The organism is Photorhabdus cinerea, assembly GCF_011189575.1.
Lineage (GTDB): Bacteria > Pseudomonadota > Gammaproteobacteria > Enterobacterales > Enterobacteriaceae > Photorhabdus > Photorhabdus cinerea.
Genome location: NZ_PUJW01000010.1, coordinates 17,815 through 33,789, shown reverse-complemented (window position 1 = coordinate 33,789; position 15,975 = coordinate 17,815). Strand labels below are relative to the sequence as shown.

The following is a 15,975-nucleotide window of genomic DNA, read 5'->3' as shown; positions in this document are numbered from 1 at the left end:
AAGTTATTACATTAAATAGGCGAGACAGGAATATAACAGAATAAAATAATTATTTATATTGATTAAATGTAAAATATTGAAGCTTTTCACTACCTTTTTCTTTACAGATAAAAGAACCATGCTGGAATATCGCTATTGGTTATTCAAATAGCATGGTTCAGGTAAATTCAGCAGGAACATGCGTTAAGGATTTTTCTCTTCCTGTTGTTCTTTCTGACGGATTTCTCTATACCAGCGAGGATGATGTTTTTTCGCCCAGCCGCGAGTTACCCAGCCTTCAACCATTGCCCTGATAGAGCCTTTCACCCAAAACGCAGCATAGGCATGTATCAGAATAAGCAGGATCAGGCCAACGCCAGCCAGAGAGTGTACCAGAAGCGCAAGCCGGATCACCGGGATAGAGAAGAAATCAGTAAAGTAGGGACGCCAGATAATCACTCCGCTAATTGCCAGTAAGATTAGGCAGATGCTAATAGACCAGTAGATCCCTTTCTGACCCAGATTGTACTGACCGATATCACCGGCTTCTTGGTTTCTTAGGACTTTATGGATGTTTTTCAGCCAAACAATATCCTCTTTGTCGATAAAGTTATGTTTGAAGTATCTGAAAAACATAAAGGTAAATAAGAAAAACATGACTGAGCCGATGAACGGATGCAGTATCCGAGCTAACTGGGGCGTACCGAAGATATTCATCAACCAGTTAAAAGATGGGAAAAAGAATCCTAACCCACTGATCCCAGTAAATAGAAAACAGAGCACTACCGCCCAGTGATTCACTCGCTCAATGGGTGAGTGGCGGAGAATAACATTCTGCCTCTTTTTCATCTCTGTTCCTCCCCATGAGTGTATTTCTCAGACACTTCATCATCCTGACGAGCACGTTCTTCGTCTTCTTCGCTGGTGCGGTTTGGGCCAATACCAACATAGTGGAAAATGCTGGCGGCGAAGGTGGCGGCAAAACCCACGGCGGCCAGTGGTTTCCAGATTCCTTTCCAGAAAGTCACGGTTGGGCTGATGGTTGGATTATCAGGCAGGCCGTGATAAAGCTGTGGTTTATCTGCATGATGTAAAACATACATCACATGCGTTCCACCAACGCCAGCAGGATCGTATAAACCTGCATTTTGATAACCACGACCTTTCAACTCAGTAACCCGTTCGGACGCCAGATTTTTCATATCTTCTTTAGTGCCAAAATGGATGGCCCCAGTTGGACAGGTTTTCACACAGGCAGGTTCCTGACCAACACCAACCCGGTCAACACATAAGGTACATTTGTACGCTCGGTTATCCTCTTTATTGATTCGCGGCACGTTGAACGGACAGCCTGCGATACAATAACCACAGCCAATACAGTGCTCTGATTGGAAATCCACAATGCCGTTAGCATATTGAATAATAGCACCTTCTGACGGGCAGGCTTTTAAACAACCCGGATCAGCGCAGTGCATACAGCCATCTTTACGGATCAGCCATTCCAGTTTGCCGTGTTCTTCTACTTCGGAGAAGCGCATCACGGTCCAGGATTTAGCCGTCAGATCAGTAGGATTATCATAAACACCGACGTTAAAACCCACTTCATCACGGATATCGTTCCATTCTGAACAGGCCACCTGACAGGCTTTACAGCCAATGCAGGTGGTGACATCGATCAGTTTTGCCACTTGTTCCTGATGATCGCGGACACGAGGGGCCGGAGTAAAGGAATGGGTGGCGGATTTACGAATAATGTCTTGAGATTGCATGGTTAATTTTCGCTCCTGTTATACCTTTTCCACATTCACTAAAAACGCTTTGTATTCCGGTGTATGTGCATTGGCATCACCCACGGAAGGTGTAAGCGTATTGGCTAGAAAACCTTTGCGGGTTGCCCCGGCAAAACCCCAGTGGCAAGGAATACCAATGGTTTCAACTGGCTTACCGTTAATGGTCAGTTGCTGAATTCGCTTGGTGACAACGGCTTTGGCTTTGATAAAACCGCGTTTGGAAGACACTTTGACTTCATCACCCTGAATAATGCCTTTTTCTGCCGCCAGCTTTTCACCGATTTCAATAAACTGTTCTGGCTGAACTACGGCATTAAGCTGGGCATGTTTTGTCCAGTGACGGAACAATTCGGTAATGGAATAAGTAGTTGCAACATAAGGAAATTCATTGGCTTCTCCCATATAAGCGACATCAGAATCAAAGATCCGCGCAACTGGGTTAGAGATAACATTTGGATGAAGTGGATTTGTGCCGATAGGTGATTCAATGGGTTCGTAATGTTCAGGAAAAGGGCCATCAGCCATTTTGTCAATGGAGAATAAACGAGCGACCCCTTCTGGATGCATGATAAACGGGCCGACATGAGTTCCCGGTGCGGCATTGCTGTAATCAACAACGTCAAAGCCACTCCATTTATTACCATCCCATTTGATTAACTGACGGTTTGGGTCCCACGGTTTGCCTTGTGGATCAACCGATGCACGATTGTAGAGCACTCTGCGGTTTTGCGGCCATGCCCAGGCCCAACCCGGAGTACAACCCAGCCCGGAGGGATCTGAATTATCGCGGCGTGCCATTTGGTTGCCTTCTTCGGTCCAGCAACCAGTGTAGACCCAGCAGAAGCTGGCTGTGGTGCCATCATTTTTTAGTTGAGAGAAACTGGAAAGTTGCTGGCCTTTTTTCAGCATGATATTGCCGTTTTCATCTTTAATATCGGCTAAGGTTTTACCATTGGCTTCACGGGCAACTTCTTCTGGTTTTGGATCTTCAGGATCTTGATAATCCCATGACAGATTCATGATAGGTTCAGGGTAAGCGCCACCTTCTGCTTGGTAAAATTCACGCAGACGTAGCAACAACTTGCCAAGAATTTTACCGTCGTGCAGCGCTTCTCCCGGTGGTTGTGCTCCTGCCCAGTGCCATTGTAGCCAGCGACCTGAGTTAGCAATTGATCCGTTTTCTTCTGCAAAACAGGAGGAGGGCAGACGGAAAACTTCGGTCTGAATATCAGCCGGATTGACATCATTCATTTCGCCGTGATTCTGCCAGAAGTTAGATGACTCCGTGACCAACGGATCGATCACTACCAGATATTTCAGTTTTGATAGTGCCTTACTGGACTTGTTTTTATCCGGAAATGCCGCTAGCGGGTTAAAGCCTTGGACAATGTAGCCATTCATTTTACCCTGAGCCATTAACTCAGCTTGTGTCATGATATCGTAGCTTCTGTCCCATTTTGGCAGCCAGTCATAACCCCAGTCATTTTCTGCTGTGGCGTGCTCCCCCCAGAAGCTTTTCAACAAACTGATAAAGAAATTCGGTGTATTTTTCCAGTAATTAACTTGGTTTGGCACAATGGTTTTCGGCGTTGTTTGCGCCAGATAGGTTGTGAGATTCTCCTGTTTTTCATTTGGTAAAGGCAGATAGCCGGGCAAGTTAAGAGACAATAAACCAAGGTCACTGTAGCCCTGAATATTGGAGTGACCACGTAATGCGTTAACACCGCCGCCCGGCATGCCCACGTTACCTAACAGTAATTGCACCATAGCAGCTGCGCGGATAATTTGAGCACCGCCAGTATGGTGAGTCCAGCCGAGTGCGTAGAGAATGGTTGCGGTACGGTTGGTGACTGCGGTACTTGCCAGTTGGGAACAGATGTAGAGGAAATCTTTTTTTGAAGTCCCACATAGGCTGGAAACCTGTTCTGGGGTATAACGTTCAACGTGATTTCTTAGTAAGTTCCATACACAGCGTGGATGAGACAGTGTGTCATCTCGTTTTGCATAGCCTTGCTCATCGGTTTCGTAATGCCATGAGGATTTGTCATAGCTTTTGGTGGCTTGATCAAAGCCACTGAATAGGCCATCTTCGAATTGATAATCTTGACGAACGATTAAACCGGCGTTGGTGTAAGCTTTAACATACTCAGATTGGATAGCATTATTCTCTATCAAATAGCGGATCATGCCCAGTAAGAAAGCGGTATCTGAACCGGCACGAATTGGCGCGTAGAAATCCGCTACCGCAGCGCTGCGATTGAAACGTGGATCAACCACAATCACTTGGGCGTTGTTTTTAATTTTAGCTTCAATAACCCACTTGAACCCGACTGGATGCGCTTCAGCCGCGTTTCCGCCCATGATCAGGACAACATTAGCGTTTTTAATATCGACCCAGTTATTGGTCATGGCACCACGGCCAAATGTTGGCGCTAGCGCAGATACCGTCGGGCCATGGCAAAGACGTGCCTGACAATCAATGGCGATCATGCCCATCGCGCGGGTGAATTTCTGATCGAGAATACCGGTTTCATTGCTGGCGGCAGAGGAGCAGAGCATACCGGTTGTCAGCCAGCGGTTGACGGTGACATTATTTTCGTTTTTCTCAACAAAATTGGCGTCACGGTCATCTTTCATCAGACGAGCAATTTGTTCAATGGCTTCATCCCAACTGATACGTTGCCATTTATCAGAACCTGGAGCACGGTATTCAGGGTATTGCAGGCGGTTTTTACTGCGAATATAGTCAAGCACCCCGGCACCTTTCGGACACAGAGAGCCACGGCTGACGGGGTGATCCGGATCACCTTCGATGTGAAAAATGCTTTCTTTGGCGTTTTTTGCACCATCACCCAGGCTGTACATTAGAATGCCACAGCCAACAGAGCAATAAGTGCAGTTATTACGAATTTCACGTGAGCGCAGTAGTTTGTACTGGCGAGTTTCAGCCAGCGCAATGGATGGAGCAAATCCCAGCGCGGCGGCTGTTGTTCCCGCCATACCACCTGCGCAGATCTTGAAGAAACTTCTTCTGCTGACCTGCATCGGTCTTCTCCTTTATTTTTTGAATGACGACATTGCTTTACTTTTGATGCAATAACACCTTGAGGAATAAGGCGAAATTGTTTTCATAGCCCGGCTCGTTTTTCATTCAAAACATTCCTGGGTATCAGGAGAACCCACTGCATTGATGAGTTATAAACTACCTGAGGTTATTATTATCCATATTATCATAAAGAGTATTTTGTTGCTAAATATGGGTAATTTTGTTTCAAAATCAAAAATGATATTAAAATTTTTTTATTATTATGTTATGGAATAATTGATAATAAGATGGTGATATATTTGCATCGGATTAATTTTTCCTTAATTAATATTTGATTTGGCAGAAATTAAACCGCGATAATTTATTTGTGCCCGTATTTGTAATATTCAAAATTATTCGTTGATTTCGTTCAGGATAGATATTAATAAGCTGACTGATTGATATGAAATGGCAAAATAGCCCCCGATTTCTTATCTATTCTATCTCTTGATCGGAAGCTCGCGTTCAGCGCACATCCTTTGCAAATTCTGATCGGATACTTTCATCAGTTCGGTTACCCGTATACTCAATAAATCCTTTGTTTACTTGAGGTTGTCGCAACAGATAGAAATGCAAGTTCATAAAAGCTAGAAATGCAAGAGCGTAAAAGCTATAAATATAATCGCGTAAAAACTAATTTTGCATTCTCATAAAAACTAATTATTGATTATCTGACGGGGGAAATATGGCAAAAACTGGAAACGAAAGGTTAGCAGAAGCCCTGAAAGCTGCGAGTGATGCAGCTGTAGGCAATGTGCTCAGCTCCAAATCAATCACTGATAAGCAACGTACTCTTCTCGTCAAGAAAGGCTATTTCAAGCAAATTATCAGGGGATGGTATCTCCTCGATGCGGACCTCACGACTGAAAAAGTTGGCGATTCAGTACTTTGGTATGAATCCATCTGGTCGTTTGTAGGGCAGTACGTTGAAAGCATCTTCGGGGATGATTATTGGCTGAGTCCAGAAGCTTCTCTCGACTTACATACGGCAAACAACGCCTTACCAAACCAAGTGATTGTCTACACCACAGATACGACGCCGCGCGTGCTTAACTTGACTAATAACATGAGCATGATGATCATCAAGGGAAAAATGCCCTGTAAGACTGTCAAGGTGAATGGTATTAATGCTCATTCATTGGAAAGTGCACTAGTTGAAACTGGTCCACAAACCTTCAGAGCTAACCCCTTAAATATTCAGTTGGCTCTCCAAAATGCTGATCTGAGTTTGCTTTCAGAGGCGTTGCTGACCACCAAGAACCTTGCATCGGGAAACCGGTTAATTGGCGCTTATGAACAGTTAAAGATGAAAGCCGAAAGCCGGAAATTACAAACCATCATGGAGGGGGCCGGTTTTGAAGGCGTTAAGCGGGTTAACCCATTTGACCATGCTCCGATAATTGTAGGTGCTAGTCGAGGAGAATCTCCAGGCGCAGTTCGTGTGCGGATTTTGTGGCAGGAGATGAGACAGGACGTCATTGAAGTGTTTGATGACTTCCCACCCCGTTTTGACTTCTTTGAACGCTCAATCGAAGAGATACATGCGATGATGAGCAGTCTCTACGTGAGTGATGCCTACAACTCGTTATCTATTGAAGGTTATAAGGTTACGCCAGAGTTAATTGAGCGTTTATCTCATGGTGACTGGTCGCCAGATACAATTCAAAGGGATAAGGAGCAAAAGGACGCACTGGCTGCCAGAGGTTATTATGATGCGTTTAATAAGGTTAAGGAGCTGCTACGTGAGGCTCATGGGGATAGAGAGAGCCTGGACATCCGCTATCTGGTCGATGTTGGCTTGACTGACTGGTTCACGGCATTGTTTAACCCCTGTGTGGATGCTGGAATTATCAACAGATTGGATTTAGCAGGATTCCGCAAAGGACCGATCTATATCCGTACTTCAATGCATGTACCGCCAGCCAGTGAGCAGCTGATGGACTGTATGGAAGCACTGAAAGAGTTGATCGCGAATGAAGAGTATTTTGTGGTAAAGGCTATCTTGGGCCATCTTTTTCTGGGTTATATTCACCCGTTCCCTGATGGTAATGGCCGTACTGCCAGATTCTTAATGAATTTCTTGCTGGTAATCGGTGGATACCCCTGGACGGTGATTAAGCTTAAAAATAGAACTCAGTATCTATCGGCATTGGAATCGGCCTCGGTAGGAAAGAATGCAAAGCCATTTGCGGAATTCGTGAAGCAATCTATGCAAGAGGTAGCCGGGTAACTAGCAAAAATAATGTATTAGACGGCGGAGAGAAAGGAAGTTTAAAAAAATTCTAAGCCTCTGGCGATTTTTCATAAGTGGAGATAGTGAAATCAAATTGGATAACGATTTTCCTTTATTCATATTTGTCTCGATTATGTTATTACATGTTGAAAAATGCTTTTTTACGTGTTTGACTTAATTAACTGGTTATTTTTGAATGATATTTATTCATTAATAAACAGATACTTATGGCATTGGATGCGAAAATTTTAATTAACGATATAAACATTGATGAAATATTTAAATGCCAATTTAAGTTAATGTGACTTTATACACTAGGTGAATAAAAGTAATTAATACGGATGTGATATAACAGATGTTTTTTTACTGTTTTGGCATAAAGTGCTGGTCACATAACACAGGCTTATTCATAATAATTTCTGATGTAAACGAATTTTAGTGGAAATGTTATCTGCCAGTTTTTGCATCTTATCGTTGAGATCAGGCAGGTAAACGAATAATTTTTTATGCAGGAATAGGTTTTTATGCAAGGTAAATTGGTTTTATCTTCAATTTGTTTGGCTTCAGCAATATTAACCGGATGTGCAACTGAATCTTCCAATACCGTTCAGGTACAGAAAGTTAATTCTTATAACACGGTATATCAAGGCGTTCGTAGCCCAATAGCTATTGGTAAGTTTGAAAATCGTTCCAGTTATCAAAACGGGATTTTTTCTGATGGCGTTGATCGTCTGGGTAATCAATCTAAAACGATTTTAATCACGCATTTACAGCAGACCGGACGCTTTACGGTTCTGGAACGTACCAATATGGCGGAATTGAGAGCTGAAGCGGGCTTACAAGGCAAGTCGCAGAAGCTGAAAGGGGCTAACTACGTTATTACCGGCGATGTGACTGAATTTGGCCGCAAAGAAGTTGGTGATCATCAGTTATGGGGCCTGCTCGGACGGGGTAAATCCCAAGTGGCTTATTCAAAAGTCATGCTGAATGTGGTTAATGTGGAAACTTCCGAAGTAGTTTTCTCTGTAGCGGGTGCAGGTGAATATAAATTATCCAACCGTGAAATTATCGGTTTCGGTGGTACTGCCAGCTATGATTCTACGCTAAATGGTAAAGTGCTGGATCTGGCAATTCGTGAAGCGGTGAACCGCTTGGTTGAAAGTATTGAAACCGGTGCATGGAAGCCATCTAACTAAGAAATATAGGGATATATTCTCATGGTATTAATGAAAAAAGCGGGCTTATTACTGGCAGCGACGGTCCTGGCGGGTTGTGTCAATCAACCAAAAACGATTTATGAGTGGGGTCAATACGAACCTACAATTTATCAGTATTATCAGCAGGATAAGATGGGATTTGAGGAGCAGCTCCAGGCTTTGCAGCAAGTGATTGAAAAAGCAAAAGCGAAAGCTAAACCTGTACCACCTGGGTTGCATGCGCAGATGGGGCTGCTCTATAGCAAGACCGGTCGTGTTTCGGACGCGTTTCATCAGTTTGAAGCAGAGAAAAAATTGTTTCCTGAATCAGCGCCGTTTATGGACTTCTTATTAAGTAAAAATAAAGGACCTATGCAATGAACCGTATTCTTGTGGCGTTAAGTTTATTGGCTGCATTTGTGCTAACAGGGTGTAGTAAATCTGTCCCTTATGATTACACTGCATTTAAAGAGAGCAAACCAAAATCCATTCTGGTGTTGCCGGCGGTAAATAAATCTCTGGAAGTTAAGGCAGGACACAGCCTGATTTCTCAAGTGACTTATCCACTGGCAGAATCTGGCTACTATGTTTTACCGGTTGCTGTTGTGGAAGAAACATTGCAGCAAAATGGCGTGACAGTGGGGCAGGATGCTCAAAATATCAGTTATAAAAAACTGCATGAAATTTTTGGTGCAGATTCAGCGCTCTATCTGGATATTGAAGAATACGGTACGCAATATCAGATTATTAACAGTGATACCCGGGTAACCGCTTCAGCCAGGTTGGTGGACCTGCGTAGTGGCAAGCAACTGTGGAGTGGCCGGGCTGTCGCTTCATCGACTGAAAATCAAAACAATTCAAATAGTAGTCTTGTTGGAATATTAGTGTCAGCGGTAATTTCACAAATCGCGAATACCATTACAGATAAAGGTCATGAAATTGCGGGTATTACAAGTTATCGCCTACTGACAGCGGGTGGTAACCGAGGTCTACTCTATGGACCACATTCTGAACATTACGGTAAAGAAAAGCATTTAACCGCTAATTAAATGTATGAATGGTGATAATGAGCAGTTAGCAACATCCTGCTTCTTATCACCATTATTTTTTTATTGTTTTTTGATGATTAGTGATTATTGATTAAATATCTAATCGTTTGGTTTGCCATTTCTTAGATTTCCAACGCCATGTATTAATGAGCCCACGGAGCCATTCATCACAGAAGAAACCGATCCAAATACCTAAAATACCCATTTCCATCTTGATCCCAAGAAAATATCCCACCGGAATAGCAACACACCACATAAAGAACATGGCAGTATATAACGGGAAACGGGCATCACCGGATGCGCGCAATGCGTTCACCATAACGATATTTGCAGTACGGATAGGTTCCATAAATACAGACAGTAAGAATAATGGCAATAAAAGTTTGATAATGGATTTGTCTTGCGTTAGAAAATGCAAGATCGGTATTCTGAACAGCCAGAAAGCGGTGACAACACCAACGGTCACGATACAGCCAATTTTCAGGCTGTTGAAGCCACGAATATAAGCGTCTTCAAACCGTTTGGCACCGACCAGATGGCCGACCATGATTTCATTACCAATGCTGATGGAGATACCAAACAACATAACAAACAGCGATAGCTGGAAGTAGAGCGTTTGGGCTGCCAGTGCGGTTTCACCCATCAAGCCAATAAAGGCTATGGCAGCCATATATTGTAAGATCCACACTACGTTTTCCCCCGCAGCGGGTAAACCGATATGTAAGATTTTGCCCAACATACCCTTTGACCAGAGCAGGAAACCCGACAGCGTAAATTTAATCCGCAGGCCGTAACTGAGCAGACAGAATAACAGGATTACAGCAACAATCCGGCCAAAAACCGTAGACCAGGCGACACCTTCCAGACCATATTTAGGCAACCCGAAGAAGCCATACAGGACAATCATATTACCCAGTATAGTCAGCAAGTTAGCAATTAACGTGACATACATTGCTGCTTTGGATTTCCCATAAACGCGCAGACAAGCTGCCAGAATAATCGAGATCGCTTCAGGGATCAGACAAATACCCAGAATGTGCAGATAGCTAAAACCATCTTTCATTAGATGCTCTGGCATGTTCATGATATGCAAGATCTTATAGCCGAAGAAGATAGTAATCAGTGCACAACTGAACCCAAGTAAAAAGTTAAATGCAATAGAAATATGGATCGCCTGACTTGCTTTATCTCGTTTGCCGGCACCAATGTACTGAGCAATAACGACACTGCAACCGACGCTGATAAAATTGAAGATAGTGATAAACAGGTCAAATACTTGATTACCGACTGCCATAGCGGCTAGGTAAGAAGTAGAAACATGGCTCACCATGTAGGTGTTAATTAATAAAGTGACCAGATGGAGAAGAATATCAATAAAAATCGGCCAGCTTAATGAAAAGAGCGAACGCTCAGTAACATCGGTTTGATGCATTTGAAAAACCTGCTGATTGAAAAAGGTAAAATTAATTGTTTCTTGAGATGCGGCGTACTCAGAAAATATTCATCTATTCTACATGGTTTATTCAATGGTTAACAGTGAGGGAATAAAGATAATGTGTTTGTAGCCATAAAACAGTTTGCTGATGTGTATACTTATGATTGAGATACCGCCACTATTTACTTGCAAGGAGATTTAAGTCAGATGATAGTTGAATATTTAGTTCCATATTATAGTGTTAAATACTTAAATGAATGTCTCAATTAATAGAGAAGTCGAATTTTTTCATTATAAAATATCATTTATATAATTTTTTTAATCAATTTATAATGTTTGGGGATATGTATGTCAGATGGATTTATTCAATCTGCGATTGAATTATTATCTTGTTATCTCTTTTGATGTTGTTATGTTTGACCGTTTTATTAAATTTTATTCGAATGGTATTTAAGGGTGTTTTTTTAAACTAAGTCAATCCTAAAATCAGCGTAATTGTTGCGGCCAGTTCGATTATCTTTGATGATAAAGAAGGGTAAATAAAAAATACCTAATAGGATAGGCAGTAAGTTTCAGATATATTTTAAAAAAGCTATAAAGCGATTTATTATTTCTGTATTGAAGTCATAAGGAGATATATTTCGATTATTAATATCTTGTTTTTAATATTAAATGGGAATAGCTTATTTAATAAGATTATGTTAGATGAAAAACTATTTACCATCATGATGATTGGCATTTGTAATTATTAGGATAATTTAAAGAGTTAAGTGTTAGATAACTAATTATAAATTATCATGTTTTTTTGAAAAGAAACTATCATGACTTAATATTTTTTCTAGAGTTTAAGAAAAATTCTTGACTTTAATTATTTTTATATTATTAATTTATTTGTTAGCTAATTGTAATTAAATGGTTAACTCTGGGAAACATAACGTAATAATCTAATTGAGGTATATACCATGAATCAAGAAATGTCTTTCGTAGAACTCGAAGAACGTATCTCTTCTATCAGTGAAGAAAAAGCTATGTACACTGAAGAAGAATCTATTGAACTTGAATAAGAACTAGACAAAAGCCGCCGTTAGGCGGCTTTTGTGGGAAATGAATATGAGAATTACTAAGCCGTTAATTAAGCGCTCTCATCACATCATCCTTTCCGATGATGGTGATATTTGTATTGGTGAAATACCTAAAAAATCTCGAATAATTAAAAATCCGCCAGAATGGGTGAAAGTTGTTTTATCTAAACTTGATGGTTTTCATACGATCCCAAGAATAATAAAAGAAATTTCACATATGGGGTATGAAATAAATGAGAATGAAATCGTTAATTTTATTGAAAAATTAAATTCATTTGGGCTTGTGGAAGATAATGCAATATTTTCCGATGTCCTTACATCTCAAGAAATTGAATTATACGATAGGCAACTTCTTCAATATTCTTTAATAGATAACGAAAATATAAATTCGATAAAATATCAAGAAAAATTAAAAAAAAGCAGAGTTTTAGTTCTTGGTATGGGAGGATGGGGAACGTGGTGTTCATTACAATTGGCATTAGCAGGTGTGGGAACATTAAGAATTGTTGATGGTGATGATGTTGAATTATCTAACCTGAACAGGCAAGTTCTTTATACTTTTGATGATATTGGAAAAAATAAAGTCGATGCTGCTGAGGAAGGGATAAAAAGGCACAATAAATACACGAATGTAGAAAAATATTTTGAGTTTGCTACAACAGATGAAAATAGACTTAAAGAGATGTTGGATGGTGTTGATTTGGTCTTACTTGCATGGGCCAGCCTGGGTTATTTCAGGAAAAATACGGTTGAAGGAATAGTTCATGAATTGGCTTGTAATAAAAATATACCCGTCATAGAACTGGGAGGTGATCCTTTCGAAATATCCGTTGGGCCAATTTATTTAAATAATGGGCAAGAGAAGACTTATTTTGATGCCAAGAAAAGCATTAAAAAGCAATTTTATAGTGAAAATAGTGATGTAAAGAAATTCCAGGAGGCGAGGATGAAACAACAATTCTTAGACGGTAACAGAAAGGTTAATGCGTGGCAAAGTGCACCATCATTAGCTGCAATGTCTGGGTTGGTTGCTGATCAGGTAGTAAAAATAATCACGGGATATGACGAACCTGCTCTTGTCGGTAAAAAGCTTTATATCTCGCTTAGAGATTTTAAAACCAGAGAGGAGCACATATTTGATGAAAATTAAAGATCTGCACTCAGCATTTAAGAATAAAGGCTATGTGAGTTTTCTAATAGATGAATTTTTTCCTGAGTTTGCTTTTTTTTCAGATAATTTTAATTCAATTAGTGACAGTGAGTGGTCTTATATTATAAAGAATAGGTATGGAGAGTATGATTTTTATTTGAGTGAGAATAGTATAGAGGAAATTGAAAGGGAAAAATCAATTTCAATTGAAGATTATAACAATGGTATTTTTTCATTCTCTTTCAGGCGACTTCCTGATAATGACAGGAGTGAAAGAATAACCTATTTTTCTGAGATAAAAAACATAGTAGATAGCGAAAAATTTAAGTCATTTCTTACATCAATAACAGGCAGAGAGATAAAGAAAATGGCTTTATTATATTTAAACAGATTTGATAAAGGAGATTTTTTAACGACGCATTGTGACCCGGGAGAAAGTTTTGGCATAGTAATAAATTTGACTGATAATTGGAATCCAAACCATGGAGGATTAACGGTTATTCTGGATAATGAGCGTAAATTTATCACGGATACGTTAGTTCCATATAATTTGACGACATTGATTTTCGATACCAGTGAAAAGGAAATACCTCATTTTGTATCTATGGTGACCGCTGAGAGTAAAAAAAGGAGAATGGCTTTGGTGGTTAGATATGACTAGAAATAAAAAAGTACTTTCTTCCGCAATCCTAATAGCAATGTTATGGGGAGGCGGATTCCCTATTTCAAAAATAGCTATTGAGCAAATTGGGGTATGGCCTTTTCGTTTTTACTCAACGATTACATCCGTATTAATATTAATCTTTCTGGTTTTGATTTTATATAAAAATAAACCGAGTTTTTATGATCTGTTATTTTGTATACCACTGGGTATTTTAAATGTTTTCTTGGTGCCTGTTTTAAATAACATATCACTAAAATATACAGATTCTGTGAAAGCATCTGTGCTTATATACACAATGCCTGCTATTACCTCTTTTCTGACAATGATAAGTAGCAAAAGGATCAGTTTTAGATCAATTACTGTGTCTATACTTTGTATATCCGGAGTTTTGATATTCATATCCTTAAAAGAAATAAGCTTTGGTGAGTGTGTCATATTAGTCAGTGCCTTCGTATGGGCATTAGGAACCTTTTTATCAGAAAAAATACCTACTCAGTTAGATATATTTTCCAAGGTTTTATATCAAAATATTGTTTCATTTTTATTAATGATAATTATAACGCCATTTTTATCTACAAACCTTAATATATTTAACTTTAATGGTGAGTTTTTTCAGGCAGTTACCCATATTTTTATACCTATTCTATATATGGGGATAGCGAGTGGTGTTCTTGTCTATATTTTATGGTTTTACATGATAGAACGTGGTGGAGCAGAGTTAACCGCTTATTCTGCACTTATATCGCCTATATTTAGTGTGTTGATATCTTATTATTTTCTAAATGAATCAATAACTAGCAATATGTTTATTGGCATGTTGTTTATATTTTCCAGTGTCATAATAGCATTTATAGGGAGAAAGAAATGAAGGAATTGTCTGATATAAAAGAATACTATCGTTCAATATATAATATCGAACATTTGATGGATATATGTTATTGGGATCAAACTACTATGATGCCTGAGAATAGCTTCTTAGCAAGGGCAGAAGCGCTTTCAGAGGCAGAATTAATTATTCATGAAAAAAAGACATCACAAGCTATTTTTGATGCCGTAGAAAAATCACTCTTAGATAATAGTCTGGATAATATCACAATAATGGCTCTTCTCTCGGCTAAAAAAGAAATTGAACAAAAACGACTACTTCCTATTTCATTAGTAAAGGAGATAAAGAAGGTTACCTGTCAGTGTGAATATTCATGGGTTAAAAATAAAGAAATAAATAATTGGCAGGGGTTTTCAAAAGATTTGACACAATTAGTTGAATTAGTAAGAGAGAAAGCCAATATTTTATCTGAAGCTTCAGGTGTCAGCCCCTATGAATCATTATTGAATGAGTATGAGCCAATGATGAAGACGGATATGTTAGATAATCTTTTTGAAGAGATTCAGATATGGCTACCTGGTTTAACAGAACGGTTTAAATCAAACTCATTAAATAGGAATATAAATCAGAAAATTCCAATTAGAACGCAAATAAAGATAAATAAAGAGATGCTTTCTGAACTAGGATTTGATTTTTCCAGAGGGAGATTAGATGTCAGCGCTCATCCTTTTTGTGGTGGAACCAGAGATGATATAAGAATCACGAATAGATATTCAGATTCTAATTTTATGGGTGGAATCTATGCTTCTTTACATGAATTTGGACATTCTTTATATGAAAGGAATCTTCCTAATGAATTTTTAGGCATGCCTGTATCTTATCCTTGTTCTATTGGAATACATGAAAGTCAGAGTTTATTCTTTGAAATGTGTTATGGTTATTCTGATTCTTTTATTAATTATTTATCAAAAAAAACAGTGAAATACGGACTAAATATATCAGCTGGCAGTATAAGAAAACACTTGCTGAAATTAAAACCTAATGAAACCAGGATAAATACAGATGAAATACATTACTTGCAGCATATTTATCTGCGTTATTTAATTGAGAAAGATTTGATTAATAAAAATATAGCGGTTAATGATATACCTGAATTATGGGATGAACTTTCTCTTAAATTATTAGGTATAAGTTCAGGGAAAGATCATAAAAATGGATGTATGCAGGATATCCATTGGGCAGCCGGTTTTTTTGGTTATTTCCCATGCTATATGCTCGGTTATATATATGCATCACAGATACATAAAAAAATAGGTAATTTAAACTATGAAGAGACTCTTCTTTGGCTAAGAAAAAATATTTGGTTAAAAGGCGCCTTTTTTTCACCTGTTGATATCATCGAATCTGGCACAGAAGATAAAATAATTACATTATACGCAAGAGACATGATTATCGCTAAATATGAAAATATTTAATAAGAAAATGT

Annotated in this window: 13 protein-coding genes; 9 read left to right on the top strand and 4 right to left on the bottom strand. The window is 39.3% G+C overall.

Translation table 11 applies throughout. The features are described from left to right. Positions 1 to 183 precede the first annotated feature (183 nt). From fdoI to fdnG, 3 genes are read right to left on the bottom strand one after another with little or no spacing between them, the layout of a single operon-like run. On the bottom strand, positions 184 to 828 hold the full coding sequence (gene fdoI, locus C5469_RS11095; RefSeq protein ID WP_166306172.1) for a formate dehydrogenase cytochrome b556 subunit: 645 nt from the start codon (positions 826 to 828) through the stop codon (positions 184 to 186). Next, positions 825 to 1,748: a formate dehydrogenase subunit beta gene (gene fdxH / locus C5469_RS11090; protein WP_166306169.1), complete on the bottom strand. Its 924-nt coding sequence runs from the start codon at positions 1,746 to 1,748 to the stop codon at positions 825 to 827. The genes fdoI and fdxH overlap by 4 nt, the downstream gene beginning before the upstream one ends. An 18-nt stretch (positions 1,749 to 1,766) precedes the next feature. After that, positions 1,767 to 4,814, bottom strand: coding sequence for a formate dehydrogenase-N subunit alpha (gene fdnG, locus C5469_RS11085; protein ID WP_166306166.1), 3,048 nt, complete (start codon positions 4,812 to 4,814; stop codon positions 1,767 to 1,769). A gap of 794 nt (positions 4,815 to 5,608) precedes the next feature. Here fdnG and C5469_RS24245 point away from each other — a divergent pair. The 4 genes from C5469_RS24245 (at position 5,609) to C5469_RS11065 (ending at position 9,332) form a co-directional block, all read left to right on the top strand. Further along, positions 5,609 to 7,084: a Fic family protein gene (locus C5469_RS24245; RefSeq protein ID WP_166306163.1), complete on the top strand. Its 1,476-nt coding sequence runs from the start codon at positions 5,609 to 5,611 to the stop codon at positions 7,082 to 7,084. A 527-nt stretch (positions 7,085 to 7,611) separates the two neighbouring features. Further along, the gene (locus C5469_RS11075; protein ID WP_166306160.1) at positions 7,612 to 8,283 is read left to right on the top strand and encodes a CsgG/HfaB family protein; all 672 of its coding nucleotides are present in this window, start codon (positions 7,612 to 7,614) and stop codon (positions 8,281 to 8,283) included. Positions 8,284 to 8,304: 21 nt separating this feature from the next. Continuing rightward, positions 8,305 to 8,664, top strand: coding sequence for a DUF4810 domain-containing protein (locus C5469_RS11070; protein ID WP_166306157.1), 360 nt, complete (start codon positions 8,305 to 8,307; stop codon positions 8,662 to 8,664). Further along, complete coding sequence (locus C5469_RS11065; RefSeq protein WP_166306154.1) at positions 8,661 to 9,332, top strand: DUF799 domain-containing protein; 672 nt, start codon at positions 8,661 to 8,663, stop codon at positions 9,330 to 9,332. Before C5469_RS11070 ends, C5469_RS11065 begins: the two co-directional genes overlap by 4 nt. Positions 9,333 to 9,423: 91 nt before the next feature. Here the strand turns inward: C5469_RS11065 and C5469_RS11060 are convergent, their stop codons facing one another. Next, a complete protein-coding gene (locus tag C5469_RS11060; protein WP_166306151.1) occupies positions 9,424 to 10,764 on the bottom strand; it encodes an MATE family efflux transporter in 1,341 nt (446 codons plus the stop codon). 965 nt (positions 10,765 to 11,729) lie between these two features. Here C5469_RS11060 and C5469_RS11055 point away from each other — a divergent pair. The 5 genes from C5469_RS11055 to C5469_RS11035 are packed head-to-tail and all read left to right on the top strand — an operon-like array spanning position 11,730 to position 15,964. Then, on the top strand, positions 11,730 to 11,831 hold the full coding sequence (locus C5469_RS11055) for a pantocin A family RiPP (RefSeq protein WP_071823668.1): 102 nt from the start codon (positions 11,730 to 11,732) through the stop codon (positions 11,829 to 11,831). A 46-nt stretch (positions 11,832 to 11,877) separates the two neighbouring features. After that, positions 11,878 to 12,999, top strand: a complete 1,122-nt coding sequence (locus tag C5469_RS11050; protein ID WP_166306148.1) for a HesA/MoeB/ThiF family protein — start codon at positions 11,878 to 11,880, stop codon at positions 12,997 to 12,999. Then, positions 12,989 to 13,660, top strand: coding sequence for a 2OG-Fe(II) oxygenase family protein (locus C5469_RS11045; RefSeq protein ID WP_166306145.1), 672 nt, complete (start codon positions 12,989 to 12,991; stop codon positions 13,658 to 13,660). Before C5469_RS11050 ends, C5469_RS11045 begins: the two co-directional genes overlap by 11 nt. Further along, positions 13,653 to 14,531 carry a DMT family transporter gene (locus C5469_RS11040; protein ID WP_166306142.1) on the top strand — a complete coding sequence of 293 codons (879 nt, stop codon included), beginning with the start codon at positions 13,653 to 13,655 and terminating at the stop codon, positions 14,529 to 14,531. Before C5469_RS11045 ends, C5469_RS11040 begins: the two co-directional genes overlap by 8 nt. Further along, positions 14,528 to 15,964, top strand: coding sequence for a carboxypeptidase M32 (locus tag C5469_RS11035; protein ID WP_166306139.1), 1,437 nt, complete (start codon positions 14,528 to 14,530; stop codon positions 15,962 to 15,964). The genes C5469_RS11040 and C5469_RS11035 overlap by 4 nt, the downstream gene beginning before the upstream one ends. The last annotated feature ends 11 nt before the right edge of the window (positions 15,965 to 15,975 follow it).

What these genes read in the sequence shown, in the direction of transcription:
- C5469_RS11065 (WP_166306154.1), top strand. Translation starts at nt 8,661, where the DNA reads ATGAACCGTATTCTTGTGGCGTTAAGTTTATTGGCTGCATTTGTGCTA.
- C5469_RS11070 (WP_166306157.1), top strand. Translation starts at nt 8,305, where the DNA reads ATGGTATTAATGAAAAAAGCGGGCTTATTACTGGCAGCGACGGTCCTG.
- C5469_RS11045 (WP_166306145.1), top strand. Translation starts at nt 12,989, where the DNA reads ATGAAAATTAAAGATCTGCACTCAGCATTTAAGAATAAAGGCTATGTG.
- C5469_RS11040 (WP_166306142.1), top strand. Translation starts at nt 13,653, where the DNA reads ATGACTAGAAATAAAAAAGTACTTTCTTCCGCAATCCTAATAGCAATG.
- C5469_RS11060 (WP_166306151.1), bottom strand. Translation starts at nt 10,764, where the DNA reads ATGCATCAAACCGATGTTACTGAGCGTTCGCTCTTTTCATTAAGCTGG.
- fdoI (WP_166306172.1), bottom strand. Translation starts at nt 828, where the DNA reads ATGAAAAAGAGGCAGAATGTTATTCTCCGCCACTCACCCATTGAGCGA.
- C5469_RS11050 (WP_166306148.1), top strand. Translation starts at nt 11,878, where the DNA reads ATGAGAATTACTAAGCCGTTAATTAAGCGCTCTCATCACATCATCCTT.
- fdnG (WP_166306166.1), bottom strand. Translation starts at nt 4,814, where the DNA reads ATGCAGGTCAGCAGAAGAAGTTTCTTCAAGATCTGCGCAGGTGGTATG.
- C5469_RS11055 (WP_071823668.1), top strand. Translation starts at nt 11,730, where the DNA reads ATGAATCAAGAAATGTCTTTCGTAGAACTCGAAGAACGTATCTCTTCT.
- C5469_RS11075 (WP_166306160.1), top strand. Translation starts at nt 7,612, where the DNA reads ATGCAAGGTAAATTGGTTTTATCTTCAATTTGTTTGGCTTCAGCAATA.
- C5469_RS11035 (WP_166306139.1), top strand. Translation starts at nt 14,528, where the DNA reads ATGAAGGAATTGTCTGATATAAAAGAATACTATCGTTCAATATATAAT.
- fdxH (WP_166306169.1), bottom strand. Translation starts at nt 1,748, where the DNA reads ATGCAATCTCAAGACATTATTCGTAAATCCGCCACCCATTCCTTTACT.